The sequence below is a fragment of the Sphingobacterium sp. BIGb0165 genome (genome assembly GCF_024810095.1).
GTDB lineage: Bacteria > Bacteroidota > Bacteroidia > Sphingobacteriales > Sphingobacteriaceae > Sphingobacterium > Sphingobacterium detergens.
Genome location: NZ_JANUEB010000003.1, coordinates 70037 through 85981 on the forward strand (window position 1 = coordinate 70037; position 15945 = coordinate 85981).

A 15945-nucleotide genomic window follows, 5' to 3' on the forward strand; every position below is an offset into this window, starting at 1 on the left:
TAAAATCAACTGTATAAGTCTTTGAACTTAATTTGTGCTGATGATAATTTCATACGAATAAAACCATTTTTAGCAACGAAGCTTCCATGAGTTATCCTATTCGTTCGTTAATAAACAAATTTGGGCTCATGATGTTTTCATTAGGGTAGATATGTATATTTTTTCTACAATATCTAAATTTTAGCTGGTAAAAGCAAGAAATCGTATTGCTGATTTTTATTCCTATTGACAAATCTATTCTATTTGGGCCTTACATGATCATTTAGTGAGTTTCCTTGCGAAATATTTTAATATACGAATAGGGGGAGGGGACAATAAAAAAGGGATTATTCACATGAACAATCCCTTTTTTATTGTGTATAATATGTTCTTATTTTCTCGCTGGTACAGCAGGAGCTGCTGTTGCTGAGATACCTAGTTTTGACTTAACAGCTGCAGTCAAATCTTCGCCACCTTGGAAATAAGGAATATTTGTGCTTGAGATATCAAATACATAAGCCATACCTTTTTCTTTAGATACTGCGCTTACAGCATCAGCTACTTTTCTTTGAATAGGAGTAATCAACTCATCTTCTTTTTTTTGCAACTCTTCTTGAGCAGTTTGTTGAGAAGTTTGAATACGCGTTTGCATATCTTGGATTTCTTGACCTAACTTGTTAAGCTCAGGATCTAGCGTTTCTTTGTTCGCTTCACTTCTAGTACGTAATTTATCAGTTCCTTCTTTCTGTTTGGCCTGTAACATCGTCACCATCCCTTGAATTTCCTTTGTTTTAGTCTCACTCAATGTTTTCAATTGACCTTCAGCTGTTTTATAATCTGAAGTAGCTGAAATGATTTCAGCAAAATTGATATGACCAATTTTTTGCTGCGCATTCGCAAATTGAGTTGAGAAAAATACTGCCACTATAGCAACCGCACCTTTTAATAAGTTTTTCATGCTTTTCATTTTAATCTAATACGCCATCTCTATGGCAATCTTTTTAGTTTTCTAATTAATTACTACTTTTATTACTTGTGTCCACAATGATAATAAACTCCTGCTTAGTTTGCAAGACTGGGATTAGGTTTATAGCCTAATTTTGTAATGACATCATTACTTTTGTTCAATTTTGAATTCGCATAAAGGAAAGTAGACTCTTTGCCTTTGTCCATGATGAAGTCAAAATTCTGTGCCGACGCAACTTCCTGTATTGCTTTTGCAACGCGGTCTTGAATAGGTTTAACCAATTGAACCCGTCTTTTGAAAAGCTCACCTTCAAATCCGAATTTTTGTTTTTGATAATCTTTTACCTCTTTTTCTCTGGTAACGATTTCATCCTCACGACGACGACGCATATCCTCGTTTAACAAAACTTGATCTTTTTGATAAGCCTGATATAACTTTTCAATTTCAGCATATTTTTGATCTACCTCTTCCTGCCATTGTTTAGAAAGATCATCTAATTGTTTTTGGGCAGTGGTGTATTCGGGAATGTGTTTTAGGATATATTCTGAATCTACATATGCAAGCTGTTGCGCAAATGTCGCTGTAGCACTCACGACTACAAAAGCTATAACTAACAATATTTTTTTCATATTTCCTGTAAGTTTTATAGACTATAATTTATTATTTAACATTAATTTACTTTATGACAATGGACAAGCCCAAAAGTTTAATCTGAGAAGCCGCCTTAAATAAATTTACGGCTCAAAAATAACAAAAAAGATGCAATCTAACAGATATTTCTCGGGTTTAACACTATTTAACTTGTTGGCCGATTCTCCTTATACCTTTTCAAAGGGGGCTATATGGCTAACCTTTGCAGCTAAAAACAAGCTCGCTTCAATATAGGAAGATTTATGATATATTCTGCGTTAAATCGAATAAATAATTTTGTTAGATGTATATAAAAAAAGCTATCGCAGAAACTGCAGATAGCTTTTTCATCCCGATAAGGATATATCTTAGTGATTGGATCAACCTCGGTTAAAATCCGCCCATATTTTGCATAATACTGAATGTGAAGTTCTGTTTCCATGTACTGCTTGGTAATCCTGGAATAGGGTCGAATGCGTGACCGTAGTCAATCCCCAACATACCGAAGATAGGCAAGAAGATACGTGCGCCTACACCTGCCGAACGACGAACCTTAAATGGATTGTATTCTGTGAATTTGTTCCAGGTGTTACCTGCTTCCGCAAATGCCAGTACATACACGGTTGCTTGGTCATTTAACATAACAGGGTGACGCAATTCCATTTGATACTTGGTGTAGATCGGGCTACCTGAGTTTCGTGCTACGTTTACATTTTGAGTACCCTCTGGGATAATTACACCATTTGCATAACCACGCATCGCGATGATTTCGGAACCTTGAAGGTAATCGAATCCTTGCATACCGTCACCACCGACCTTGAATCGCTCGAAAGTAGAAATTTCTGTTTTGCTAGAATATTTCCCTAAGAAACCAAACTGTGCCTGAGCTTTGAAAACTAATTTCCCAACAATTTTCGCATACCATTGCGAATCGAATTTCCATTTGTGGTACTCAGTCCAGCGATAACGATCTTGAGGTGTACCATTCTTATAATCAATATTATTGAATAATGAATAAGGAGGCGTTAACTGCACAGAGAATTTGATATTGGAACCCGAAGTAGGGTAAATTGGAGCATCAATCGAGTTACGGCTAAATTCTTGTGTTAAGTTGATATTGTATGCTGTACCGTTATCAAACAAGAAATAGTTTCCATAATTCTGAAGTTTATACCGTTGGAAAGACAATGAGGTATTTGCTTGGAACCAGTTGTCTGGCCACTGTAGGCGTTTACCTAAAGTCGCTGTAATACCCGTCATCCAAATACGGTTTAATTCCGAATCTTTTACAATTTGTTCACCTGTATAGTAGTTGAATCCACCGTACGATGAGCTAGAGGTATAGGCACTCAGACCAAAGTATATTGGTTTTTTTCCGCCCAACCAGGGTTCCGAAAAGGAGAAGCTATAGGATTGATAACGTTTGCCTGATGTCTGACCACGTACACTTAATTTTTGGCCATCACCACGAGGTAGTGGTTTCCATGAGCTTTTATCAAAAAAGTTACTTGTAGAGAAGTTATTGAACGTCAAACCTAGTGTACCTATGATCTGTCCGGCTCCATAACCTCCTGAAAGTTCGACCTGATCGGATGGTTTCTCCGTTACATTATAAACGATGTCTACTGTTCCTTCCGCATAATTTAAATTGCTCGGAACTGGATTTGTTTTTTGTTCATCAAAATTTCCCAACTGTGCAATTTCACGAACACTACGCATAATTTGCTCTTTTGAGAATTTTTGTCCTGGTTTCGTATAAATTGAACGTAATACAACCCGGTCATTTGTGACATCATTACCTTTTACGATAACGTTGTTGATTGTATACTGTGCACCTTCATAAACACGTAAATTTAGATCGATGGTGTCGTTATATACACGTGTTTGTTCGGGGTCTACAGAGAAAGTTAAATAACCATCATTCATATAAATGGATGATATGTCATCTGAGTTTTTGCCTCCGCCCAACAATTTAGTACTTAGTTTTTCTTCAGAGAAGACATCACCACGTTTGATTCCTAAAATTTTATTTAATAGGGTGTCCGAATACTTAGCATTTCCTGTCCATACAATATTACCCACATAATATTTAGGACCTTCATAAATATCAAATTTCACCAATACATTTTTTTCGCCATCCCGGATGATCGTATCTTTTAAGATCTCAGCATCGCGGTAACCTTTGGCGGCCATTTTTTTGATCAGGTTTTCTTTACCTTCTTTGTATTTTTCTTCTTTGAATTTACCTGGACCAAATACGCGGTACCACATTTTTTGCTTAATCGGCTTTGCCATTTTTCGCAGATCTTTTTGAGAAAAATGTTCGTTGCCTGTAAAGGTCATTTCTTTGACTCTTACCTTATGTTTTTTATACACATCAGCAATTAGGATTTCGTTGTTAGCTTGCGCCGAATCCTTAACCGTTTTTAGTGTAATTTCTGGATATAAAAAAGCTTTTTCTTTTAGAAACCGTTGAATGGTTGCACGAGTGGTATTCATCAAGTTTTCATTGACAATTTTACCTGTATTACTATTTAAACGTTTACGGACTTCTTCGGTTTGGCTTTTGCTTAGTCCGTTAATATCAATACGTGTCAGACGGGGACGTTCTACTACACGGATGGTCAAAAAGATATTTTCGCCTTCAATTTTTTCTGCCCATAATTCGACATCGTCGAAGAGGCCTTGAGCCATCATGTCTTTTACTACTTTTGCAGTCGCCTCACTTGGTACTTCCAAATATTGACCTACAGACAATTTAGATATGGTAATTAATACATTCTTATCCAAAAATTGTGTTCCGGTTACATCAACAGCGCTAATTACATAGTTTTTAGGGTTGAGATAACTGATTTTTTCGGGGTCATTTAAGTTGAACGCACCATTTTGCTGTCCATAGACAAGTTGCATTGATGAGAGACCAAAAAATAGTATTACGGGTAGTATACGCTTCATTTATCTTTAATTATTGGCGCTAAAGTACACCAATCAGTTGTTAATTTTTGTTAATTAAGAAAATTTTAACCAGCTTGTTTTTTATTCAAATCAGTTGACAAATTTAATAAAATCATTTATAACTGCTCACTTGTTTTTCCAAACCTTCTTTCTCGTTGCTGATATTCTACGATTGATTTATATAAATCTTCTTTTGTAAACTCTGGCCACATCTTGTCTAGGAAGCATAGTTCAGAATAAGCAATTTGCCAAAGAAGGAAATTACTAATCCGAAGTTCTCCACTAGTTCTGATCAATAAATCTGGATCTGGCAGGTCTCGGGTGTAGAGATTGGCGGAGAAAATGTCATCGTTGATCTCTTCTATGCTCAATTCTCCTGCTTTAACTTTTTTAGCCAGATTTCGGGTTGCTTCCACAATTTCTTGACGGGAACTATAGCTTAGCGCTAGGGTTAGGGTACAGTGTGTATTATCTTTGGTAGCATCAATGGTTTCCTGAAGCTTTTTTTGTGCATTTGATGGAAGCTTGCTAATATCTCCGATAGCGTTTAATCTGACACCATTTTCTTGAAATGTCTTGATTTCCTTTTTTAAAGAGGAGACTAAAAGCTCCATCAGCGCGATTACTTCCAGTTTTGGGCGATTCCAATTTTCGGCTGAGAATGCATAGAGGGTTAGAAATTTAATGTTAGCCTTAACACATCCTTCTAAAGCCTCTCTTACTGCTTTCACGCCATTTTGGTGTCCAAATACACGAAGTTTGCCTTTTTGCTTTGCCCAACGACCATTACCATCCATGATAATGGCAATATGTTGGGGTAATTTAATGTTATCAATTTGATCTAAAAAGCTCATTGTTGCTATTTTCAATAAAATTAACACCTTTAGCGTTTTACAGCTTATTTGTGTGTTAAAACCAGATACTGGCTTTCTGTATATTACCTCCAAACGAAGTTTTACCTCTCAAGGTCAATCCGTTTGATCATTATTTTTGAAACCTTATTATCGGTGCCTTATCTGTATCAATTTCTTTCAAATATCGATTTTTAATTGGGAATTCAGAAGTACAATATGATAAAGATTAGTAGTTTCTGACATCGATACCCCAAAGCAGTTTTTCTCTTAATGTGCTAAAAAAGCTTTCGTGCGGAAGCCGAATTAGATTAATCGTAAATGGAGCTTGTTTGATTGTCAATTTTACTGAAGTATCGATAGACTCATTTTTTGAGTCACAACTGAGTATATATTGATTGCTTCGGCTCTCGATTTCAAGTTCCAGTGTGAATTGATTTGAAATAACGATCGGTCTGACGTTAAGGTTATGTGGTGAAATCGGTGTAATGACAAAATTCCCACTTTCAGGCATAATGATCGGACCTCCGCAGCTCAGCGAGTACGCTGTGGAACCGGTAGGAGTGGCGATAATCAATCCATCTGCCCAATAGGAATTGAGTAGTTCACCATTAATCCGTGCATTGACTGTGATCATTGCTGAGCTATCATAACGAAATACAGTAATATCGTTAAGGGCATAATGATTACCTTGGAACAAATTGATCTGTTCAGACTCCACCGACAGGAGAACACGTTTTTGGATATCATAACGATTGTTTAAAATATCGTCTATGGCATGTTCAAAGTCATTTTTATTAATGGAAGCCAAAAAGCCTAAACGGCCAAAATTAATTCCTGCAATGGGAATACCAGAGTCTCTAATGAGCGATACTGCTGACAACATTGTTCCATCACCACCTAAACTTAGCATGAGATCAACATTGTCTTTAATTTGCTCATACTTATGATAAGTAGGAAAACTAAAACCACATTCAAACTGCGTTGTCAAGAACTTATAAAAAGGATCATAAACCCAAATATCAACGTTTTTACCAACGAGATATTTAAATAAGTGCTTCACATGTGCTATAACGGAGGGTTGAAACTCTCGTCCATATATCGCAATTCTCATATTTTTTTGAATTTATGGGGCAAAGATGAGAAAAAAACTAATCTTAATTAATTAAATATTGATGTAATTCATAAGCTGCTGATAACGATCGGCGGTATCATCAAATGCTGCAACAGTATTGTGTGTCTCTATAATTATATAATTATGCCTTAAGAATGAATTAAGTAGCGCGTTGATATTGGATTTGTCTACCTTCAAGGTGACTTCAATCGAGTCACTTTCGAGATTTATTTTTGTAGCACAATTGAGGATTCTACAGTTATCACTCTCTACCAAATGTGCAATCTGAGATAATGAAAAGTCATGCAATCCAATTGACAATACGATAATAGCCCCAGATTCATTTTGAGATTGGATTAATGAAATTGCCTTTAAAATATCCAATTGTGTAGAAACGCCAATATATTTGTTATCTTGATCCAAAATAGGGACTAAGGAACTATTATATACGGTTGTCATGACCAATGCATCATAGGGATGTTGGTTAAATCTAAGCTGTATTGGTGCTGTGTTAATTTTAATGGAGGAGATCGGAGCTTCGTCATTGTCGGCATCCAATAAAATAGACTCGTTGACGAATCCAATATATTCATCCCCATTTAAAACAACCAATTCTTTACAAAGCATGTCTTGTAGCTTTTCTAATGCCTGCTGTATTGAATCAGCTTTTTGAATGCTGAAATCTGCGTTTGAAAGAAATTGTCCTATTAACATACCCAAACTTAATAAAAAAAATGATGTGAAAGGGAAATTTTTGTAGATAGGAATCTTTAAGAGGGTGGGGACTTTTTTGTGTTTGGTGAATAAATTAAAAGTAAGTAATCACATTATTGCAAATAAGTACAATTTTAATGTTTAAAATTGTACTTTTATTAGCATTCTGTTAGTATTTTTGTCCGCTATTTGAGATATGCTTAGATGGGGAGGCAACTAGTTTTTTAGTCAGAAAAATAAGATTGATGGTTACGAGTGAGAATAAAAAATTTATTGATATACGCGAGGTTATTCACAAAAAAAATGCAGGATTAGCAAAGTGGATTCCGTCCTTTCTGTTGAACTATCTTAAAAGAACCATCCATGAGGATGAGATCAATGATATTATGACACGTTTTGCTGATTTGCAGGGCCTGGATTTTGTTGATGCGTTGATCAATGATTTGGGCGTGACTGTGAATTTATATGGCGCAGAAAATATTCCTGAGTCTGATCCTGTAATTTTTGCATCCAATCATCCTTTGGGAGGTTTAGATGGTATTGCGTTTATGCATGCGATAGGAAAGAACCGTCGGGATGTGAAATTTTTGGTTAATGATATCTTATTAAATATAGGTAATTTGAGGCCTTTATTTGTAGGTGTGAATAAACTAGGTGGTCAGGGGAAACTGGCTATATCGGCAATAGAGGAAGCGTACGGTGCGGATGATGCTTTGCTTGTATTTCCAGCGGGTTTGGTATCCAGAAAGCAGAAAGATGGGCGTATTGAAGACCTGGAATGGAAAAAAAGTTTTATTAGCAAAGCGAAAAAATATAAAAAAGATATCATTCCGGTACTGATTGACGGCAAAAACTCTAAGTTTTTTTATAATTTTGCAAGGCTTAGACAAAAAATAGGTCTTAAGGTAAACATTGAAATGCTATATTTACCCGATGAAATGTTTGCCCAGCGCGGGCACACCGTTAACATTATAGTAGGAAAGAGAATCCCTTATACAGCGTTTGATCAATCAAAAAACGAAAAGACTTGGGCTGAAGAAGTGAAAAGAAGGGTTTATGGATTAGCTCAAGAAAAATAGAATTTATGCAAGAAATTATACCTCCAGTTGATAGAGAACTATTGAAAGCCGAATTGAACAAGGACGTTTTCTTACGCTATACCAACAATGGAAATAACGAGATATACTTAATCAACTATCATAACTCGCCCAATGCTATGCGCGAAATTGGACGGTTACGAGAGTTGACATTCCGTGGCGCAGGGGGAGGTACAGGGCTTTCAATCGATATTGATGAAAATGATACATGTGATGATTGTTATGATCAATTGATCGCATGGAATCCTGAAGATGAGGAAGTCGTTGCAGGTTATCGTGTGATTAAATGTACAGCAGCCGGAGAAACAAATGGTATTCCTAATTTATCTACGGCCCATTATTTTCAGTTCTCAGATCAGTTTACGAAAGATTATTTGCCGTATACCATTGAACTCGGACGGTCTTTTGTTCAGCCTAGATATCAACCAGCAATTGACAATAGAAAAGGCATCTTTTCCTTAGATAACTTATGGGATGGTTTGGGCGCTTTGGTGATGCTTAATCCTGAAATTAAGTACCTTTTTGGGAAAGTGACAATGTATCCACATTATAATAAGGATGCACGGGACATGTTGCTTTACTTCATGGACTACTATTTTCCTGATCAGGATAAGTTGGTAACTCCATTGCCTGATTTGGAAATCAAAAATGACTATGATCGTTTTGTTGGTATTTTTGATGGGTTAGATTATAAAGAAGGATATAAAATATTAAACAGTCACGTAAGAGCATTGGGGGAAAATATTCCGCCGTTAATAAATACTTACATGAACCTGTCCCCAACGATGAAGTCTTTTGGTACAGCTCGAAATGATGAGTTCGGTACTGTTGAAGAAAAGGGGATTCTTATTGTTATTGAAGATGTTTATCCCGTGAAAAAAGAAAGGCATATGAATACTTTTGAGCGAGATCGTGAATATGGTCATCGAAAACCAAAACGAGTATAAAATAATAAAGGGATTCAATATTGAATCCCTTTATTATTTTATTAAAGTATAGACTGCAAATGCTAAGATCGCGCCAATGACCGGTCCAATAATAGGGATCCAGGCGTATGACCAGTCAGAACTTCCCTTTCCTTTAATTGGCCAGAGTGCATGAAATAATCGTGGCCCAAGATCCCTAGCGGGATTAATCGCATAGCCCGTTGTGCCACCCAGTGACAAGCCAATAGCCCAAACTAAAAAAGCAACCGGTATAGCGCCTAGAGATCCCATCCCGATAGGTTCAGTCTTTCCATTGATCATAACATCTTGACCTGTTATAAAGAAGATAACAAAAATTAAGACGAAAGTTCCAATGATTTCACTGGCTAGATTTGTTGACGTGTTTCGAATATTTGGGATGGTCGCGAAAACACCTAATTTTGTTGTCGGATCGGCTGTAGCGTCAAAATGATCTTTGTGTATAATGTAAGTTAATAATGCCCCACAAAATCCACCTGCAATTTGGGCGAGAATATAACCAGGAACTTCTGTCCAGGGGAGCGCGTTGTTAAGTGCCATCGCAATTGTTACCGCTGGATTAAGGTGAGCGCCCGTATAAGGTCCTGCAAAGACTACTCCAACATATACGGCCAAGGCCCATGCGGTTGTAATGACAATCCAACCGCTATTTTCCCCTTTTGTTCCTTTTAATATGACATTTGCAACAACACCGTTCCCAAGGAGTAGGAGGAGCGTGGTTCCGATAAATTCAGCTAAATAATGGTTCATAAGTATTGGTTAGTTTTCTGTCCAGAATTGTAATGCTTTAACGCCTTTGGTCCATTGTTTAATAATTTTCTGGGTCTGTTCTTCTTGTTCTTTTTCGGGTTCAAAGAGACGGTCCTGTGCCCAAAATTTTGAAAGCTCATCTTCATTTTTCCAGAAGCCGACAGCCAGTCCCGCTAAGTAGGCTGCTCCTAATGCTGTTGTTTCAGTAATTTTGGGTCTGATAACATTACTGCCCAATACATTCGCTTGGATCTGCATTAAAAGGTTGTTTGCTGTTGCTCCACCGTCCACACGTAGTTCCTTGATCGGTATTCCACTATCAGCTTCCATTGCCTGTAAAACATCCCTTGTTTGGAGTGAAATTGCCTCTAGCGACGCTCTGGCAATATGTCCATTTGTCGTTGCACGTGTTAAGCCAAATATAGTACCTTGTGCTCTTGCATTCCAGTAGGGCGCCCCCAGTCCAGCGAAAGTTGGGATAAATGTCACTCCGCCATTGTCTTTTTCGGAAAGTGCCAATTGCTCAATATCTGCAGATTTATAGATAATATTAAGGTTGTCCCGTAACCATTGGACCAATGCACCACCAATAAATATACTTCCCTCTAATGCGTACTCAGTTTTTCCATTGATCTTCCAGGCTACGGTTGTCAATAAGTTGTTTTTGGACATGATTGGTTTATCGCCAATATTCATTAACATAAAACATCCTGTACCGTAGGTGTTTTTTACCATTCCTTTTTCTATGCATTGCTGACCAAAAAGAGCTGCTTGCTGATCTCCTGCAATCCCTGCAATTCTGACTTTATGGGCAAAAATCGTTGTTCTCGACTCGCCATATATTTCGCTGCTTTCCTTAACTTCGGGTAACATGGAAACCGGAATGTCGAATAATTCAAGAAGCTCCGTATCCCAATCCATCGTGTGTATATTGAATAAAAGTGTACGGGAGGCATTGGTAACATCCGTAATGTGGACATCCCCACGCGTCAGATTCCATACGAGCCAAGTGTCAATGGTGCCACAGATCAGCTCTCCGTTTTTTGCTTTTTCTCTCGCTCCGTCCACATGATCAAGAATCCACTTTATTTTTGTTGCTGAAAAATAGGGGTCAAGGATGAGTCCCGTTTTTTTCTGTATCATTTCATGTTTACCAGATTTACGGAGCTCATCACAGTAATCTGCTGTGCGCTTATCTTGCCATACAATAGCATTATAGATTGGTCTACCGCTTTCTTTTTCCCAGACAACAATCGTTTCCCGTTGATTGGTTATCCCGATGGCAGCGATATTTTTGCCATTCAGTCCGGCTTTCGTTGTGGCTTCGGCAGTGACACCTGCTTGCGTGGACCAGATTTCATGTGGGTCATGTTCCACCCATCCTGGTTGTGGAAAGATTTGTGTAAATTCTTTTTGCGCAATAGAAACGATATTTCTGTCCTTATCAAAAATAATGGCTCTGGAGCTTGTTGTACCCTGATCCATCGCCAAGATGTATTGTTGTTCCATAATTTGATTACTGCTGGTTATTTTCTATTAGTTTAAGATATAATTTTTTGCAACTTTTCCGAAATTTTCTACCTGATTTTTTTGCCAGTTTTCGTCTTTACCTAATTCTTGAGCGAGTATTCTGGCGACTTCCGGAGCGGCGGTAATTGCTGCTTTTGCATCAAGAAATAGGATGCGTACACGACGAGAAAGTACATCTTCCACGGTCTGTGCGAGTTCGTTGCGCACGGCCCATAGTACCTCTGCTTTTTTAAATTCCAGGTGTTCAACTAATTTTTCATCCCATACCGGATTTTCTTGTGCAAGCGCATGGATTGCCTCCTGGTCGGAGCCATAAATATACATGTGGTTACTTCTATCAGTGGTAGGAATAGCGCTATAGATTTTTTGTGTTGCCGAGGTACTTTCTTTTTTGGGTAAACAGCCAATTTTAATTGCTTTATCAACGGTGTCTTGTCCCATTCGGCGAAAGGTAGTCCATTTACCTCCAGTCAAAGTTAGTAAATTTGAGTCGCTGACAATTACTTTATGACTTCGGGAGATTTCTTTGGTTTTGTTGGAATTTCCCGTTGGAGCGGCCAACGGTCGAAGACCAGCAAATACAGCTAGTGCATCCTGACGGGTTGGTTGTTTAGTGAGGTAACGTCCAGCAGTTTTTAAGATAAATTCGATCTCTTTCTCTAGTGCTATCGGTTCCAGGCTATGTTCGTCAATGGGCGTATCGGTAGTTCCTGCGATGACGCGATTGTGCCAAGGGACAAGAAAAAGAACGCGACCATCATCTGTTTTTGGGATCATGATTGCGTCATCCCCCGGAAGAAAAGATTTATCAAAAACAAGGTGTACACCCTGACTCGGTCTCACCATTTGTTTTGCTTCGGGCTTATCCATTTTGAGGATATCATCAACAAAGATTCCTGTTGCATTGATAATGGCTTTACCCTGAATCGTGAAAACTTCACCGGTATCAGTATCTTGCGCGATAACACCGTTAACTTTGCCGGCGCCGTTTTTGGTTAGATTAGTTACCCGCATATAATTAAGTGCTACGCCGCCCATTTGAATACAGGTCTGCGCTACATTGACAGCGAGTCTTGAGTCATCAAATTGACCATCCTGATAGACAACACCACCATAGAGTCCCTTTGTTCTGACTGTACTGATTCTTCGTTGTGTTTCCTCCTTGTTGATATGTGTAGATTTTCCTAAGCTCAATTTGCCGGCTAAGAAATCATATATTTTCATACCGATTGTATAGAAGGGGCCGTCAAACCAGCTGTAATTAGGGATCACGAAAGATTGATTTTTAACTAAATGTGGAGCGTTTTGCTGTAGGAGCCCTCGCTCATGAAGTGCTTCCCTAACAAGAGATATATCGCCTTGAGCGAGATAGCGGACACCTCCATGAACGAGTTTTGTCGCTTTGCTCGAGGTGCCTTTCGCAAAATCAACCTGTTCCAATAATATTGTTTTGAATCCTCTGCTCAATGCATCCAATGCAACACCCAAGCCACTTGCTCCGCCTCCTATGACAATAACATCCCACTCACTTGTGTCTTTTACTCTTTCTATTAATTTTGACCTTTTGAATTCTTCTTGTTTCATTTTGTTTCGTTTTTGGTCTTAAGTTACTGTCTCTTTTATTTGTCGATGTAACCCATTTATACTAAGTTATAGTATATTTATGGATTTTTAAAGGAATTTTATAAAAAAAATACAAAAATAACATATGTTTGTTTTTGTTTTGTTTTGTTTTGTTATTTATGTTTTTTTTAATAATTCGTCATCACTTTTTTGATGTTTTTAAAATAATTTGAGATAACATCATTTCTATGGCCTTGTTGTATATTCTTTGTTGTTTTGTAGCAAAGAACTATATACTGTTTAACCATTATAATAGGCTTATGTTTTGGTTTGGGAAAATGATTTTGTAATTTTAAATCATATAAATAATTTGTTGGATAATGAGAAGGATTAAATTATTGTTTTTTGGAATCGGCGTATTTTTGGGAAGCCAATTCGTACATTCTAGTGTAGCCGCTCAGGAAGTTTCAAAAACTCAGGATGAGCTTTCAAAGCCTTATAACCCAGAAGCAGACGCACAAAAAGATATCGATGGCCTGCTGCAATTGGCTAAGAAGGAAAAAAAGAATATCGTTATTCAAGCTGGGGGGAATTGGTGTGTATGGTGCCTGCGTTTTAACGATTACATTCATAAGACTGCCCGTGTTGATGATTTACTGAAGCGTCGTTTTCTTTATTATCATTTGAATTATTCAAAAGAAAATAAGAATGAGGCGGTTTTTCAAAAGTATGCACCTGAAGGTAGTAAATTAGGTTATCCATTTTTTATTATATTGGATAAGAATGGAAAGACACTTCATGTACAGGAAAGCGGTAGTCTGGAGAAAGGAAAAAGCTACGATGAGGAAAAGGTTCTGAAATTCTTTAATACTTGGGTGGCGAAATAAAAAAGAACCACAGCTGAATTTCTTTGGGAAAATCACAATAACATAACGGAAAATACACCGCGAGCAGGCCTCTAAATAAGGGGCCTGCTTTATTTTGTGGCAAACTGACATAAAAGATATATTACTGTACTACATCCGGTGTTTAGCGTTGTCTCTGGACGGGGGCAGCAGGAGAAAAGCTTCATTATTGATATGGGTTTGATCATGATATTATGCGGAGCTAAAACGAACTTTACACGGTTTTATCCGAATGAGGTCCGAATGAGGTCCCTATTAAGTCCGAATAAAGTCCCTATTAAATGATAACTTGTTAGGAGGTTACGTGCTGTCAGTTTCGTTGATTCACAAGGGGAGTTTAGATTGCAAATGATTGGAAAAAGCGGGGAGTTACTTAAAAGAAAAGGTCTCGATCCTAAGATCGAGACCTTTCTCTCTATGATTGATTAGCATATCTTGTTTCTAAAAAGATACGTTAATATTTATAGCATCATTTTTTTAGGTGGAATATCTTATTGATAACCCAGTAGCTTCATGACTTGTTTGGAATTTTGTTCCTCTCCAAATACTTCGTAGTTGAAAGTCTCATCTCTATTTCTACGCACCAATACATGTTTAGGTGAAGGAAGTAGGCAATGATGAATTCCGCCGTATCCACTCAATACATCTTGGTAAGCTCCAGTATGGAAGAATCCTAAATATTGTACTTTACGTGTTTTAGGCATAAAAACAGAGTTCATATGTGCTTCCTGATTGTAATAATCTTGGCCATCACAAGTAATTCCACCCAAATTGACACGTTCGTATTCCGAATCCCAGTTGTTGATTGGTAATAGAATATATTTTTGGTTCAATGCCCAAACGTCAGGTAGGTTTGTAATAAAAGATCCATCAATCATAAACCAGCGCTCGCGGTCATTTTGTTGCTTACGTCCAAGTACTTTGTATAGGATGCCCGATGCTTCAGCAACAGTGTATTTGCCAAATTCTGTAATGATATCTGGTTCCATTACTTCGTGGTGTGCACAGATCTGTTTAATCCGATTGACGATTTCGTTGACCATGTATTCATAATCAAAGTCGTGTACTAATGAATCTTTAAAAGGCATTCCACCACCGATATCCAACGTATCTAAATCAGGATTTATCTTTTTGAATTTACAATAGAGGGTAACATATTTTTCCAGCTCATTCCAGTAATATGGCGTGTCTGATATCCCTGAATTGATAAAGAAGTGAAGTAGTTTTACTTTGAAGTTGGGGTTGTCCGCTATTTTGTTGTTATAGAATTCTACAACATCTTCTTGACGAATACCCAGTCGTGATGTATAAAATTGGGAATCTGGTTGTTCCTCCGAAGCTATGCGAATACCCAGAGCACAAGGTTCATCCAATTCAATCTCATCATCATAGAGGTTGAATTCTTCTTTGTTGTCCAGTACCGGTATAATATTTTTATATCCATCATGGATCATATCAACAATATACTGTTTGTACTGATAGGTTTTAAATCCATTACATATGACTGTGATGTCTTTTGTCACGGTACCTTGTCTCTCCAGTGAATCAATCATCGGCATGTCAAATGCAGACGAAGTTTCAAGGTGGATGTCATTTTTCAAGGCTTCTTCTACGATGTGCTTGAAATGGGAAGATTTGGTGCAATAACAGTATTTGTAAGATCCACGATAGTTATGCTTCAGAATAGCGGTCTGAAACAAGATTTTCGCTTGTTGAATTTTTTTGCTGACGATAGGCAAATAAGTAAAACGTAACGGCGTACCGTACGTTTCTATCATTTCCATTAAATTCAAATCGTGGAAATACAATTCGTCGTCGATGATTTCGAATCCGTCTTGCGGAAAACCAACACTTAAGTCAAGAAATTCCTGATAGCTCTGCATTTTTTATTATTTTTGCAAAGATATACTTTAATGGTGAATACC

The 15945-nt window shown here is 37.5% G+C and carries 13 protein-coding genes; 3 read left to right on the forward strand and 10 right to left on the reverse strand.

The features are described 5' to 3' along the window. Positions 1 to 370 precede the first annotated feature (370 nt). The 6 genes from M2408_RS06900 to M2408_RS06925 all read right to left on the reverse strand — a co-directional run bounded on the left by M2408_RS06900 (position 371) and on the right by M2408_RS06925 (position 7210). On the reverse strand, positions 371 to 937 hold the full coding sequence (locus M2408_RS06900; RefSeq protein ID WP_259180370.1) for an OmpH family outer membrane protein: 567 nt from the start codon (positions 935 to 937) through the stop codon (positions 371 to 373). Positions 938 to 1041: 104 nt separating this feature from the next. Continuing rightward, positions 1042 to 1575, reverse strand: a complete 534-nt coding sequence (locus M2408_RS06905) for an OmpH family outer membrane protein (protein ID WP_120260628.1) — start codon at positions 1573 to 1575, stop codon at positions 1042 to 1044. 391 nt (positions 1576 to 1966) lie between these two features. Next, a complete protein-coding gene (bamA, locus tag M2408_RS06910; RefSeq protein ID WP_259180371.1) occupies positions 1967 to 4531 on the reverse strand; it encodes an outer membrane protein assembly factor BamA in 2565 nt (854 codons plus the stop codon). A 116-nt stretch (positions 4532 to 4647) separates the two neighbouring features. Next, complete coding sequence (locus tag M2408_RS06915) at positions 4648 to 5385, reverse strand: isoprenyl transferase (RefSeq protein WP_120260630.1); 738 nt, start codon at positions 5383 to 5385, stop codon at positions 4648 to 4650. Positions 5386 to 5611: 226 nt separating this feature from the next. Beyond that, positions 5612 to 6496 (reverse strand): NAD kinase, encoded by an 885-nt coding sequence (locus tag M2408_RS06920; protein WP_259180372.1) that lies wholly within the window; start codon positions 6494 to 6496, stop codon positions 5612 to 5614. 51 nt (positions 6497 to 6547) lie between these two features. Beyond that, positions 6548 to 7210, reverse strand: coding sequence for a CBS domain-containing protein (locus M2408_RS06925; RefSeq protein WP_259180373.1), 663 nt, complete (start codon positions 7208 to 7210; stop codon positions 6548 to 6550). Positions 7211 to 7455: 245 nt separating this feature from the next. On the opposite strand from M2408_RS06925, the gene M2408_RS06930 reads away from it, so the two are divergent. After that, positions 7456 to 8289, forward strand: coding sequence for a 1-acyl-sn-glycerol-3-phosphate acyltransferase (locus M2408_RS06930; protein ID WP_259180374.1), 834 nt, complete (start codon positions 7456 to 7458; stop codon positions 8287 to 8289). 5 nt (positions 8290 to 8294) lie between these two features. Next, positions 8295 to 9254 (forward strand): GNAT family N-acetyltransferase, encoded by a 960-nt coding sequence (locus M2408_RS06935; protein ID WP_259180375.1) that lies wholly within the window; start codon positions 8295 to 8297, stop codon positions 9252 to 9254. Between the two features lie 33 nt (positions 9255 to 9287). Here the strand turns inward: M2408_RS06935 and M2408_RS06940 are convergent, their stop codons facing one another. The 3 genes from M2408_RS06940 to M2408_RS06950 are packed head-to-tail and all read right to left on the reverse strand — an operon-like array spanning position 9288 to position 13136. Beyond that, positions 9288 to 10022: an MIP/aquaporin family protein gene (locus M2408_RS06940; RefSeq protein ID WP_259180376.1), complete on the reverse strand. Its 735-nt coding sequence runs from the start codon at positions 10020 to 10022 to the stop codon at positions 9288 to 9290. Positions 10023 to 10031: 9 nt separating this feature from the next. Next, positions 10032 to 11531, reverse strand: a complete 1500-nt coding sequence (gene glpK, locus M2408_RS06945) for a glycerol kinase GlpK (protein WP_259180377.1) — start codon at positions 11529 to 11531, stop codon at positions 10032 to 10034. A 27-nt stretch (positions 11532 to 11558) separates the two neighbouring features. After that, a complete protein-coding gene (locus M2408_RS06950; RefSeq protein ID WP_259180378.1) occupies positions 11559 to 13136 on the reverse strand; it encodes a glycerol-3-phosphate dehydrogenase/oxidase in 1578 nt (525 codons plus the stop codon). Positions 13137 to 13495: 359 nt separating this feature from the next. Between M2408_RS06950 and M2408_RS06955 the strand changes: the two genes are divergently transcribed. After that, positions 13496 to 14002: a thioredoxin family protein gene (locus tag M2408_RS06955; RefSeq protein WP_259180379.1), complete on the forward strand. Its 507-nt coding sequence runs from the start codon at positions 13496 to 13498 to the stop codon at positions 14000 to 14002. Positions 14003 to 14511: 509 nt separating this feature from the next. On the opposite strand, the gene M2408_RS06960 is transcribed toward M2408_RS06955, so the two are convergent. Beyond that, positions 14512 to 15903, reverse strand: a complete 1392-nt coding sequence (locus M2408_RS06960) for an arginine decarboxylase (RefSeq protein WP_120260639.1) — start codon at positions 15901 to 15903, stop codon at positions 14512 to 14514. Positions 15904 to 15945 lie beyond the last annotated feature (42 nt).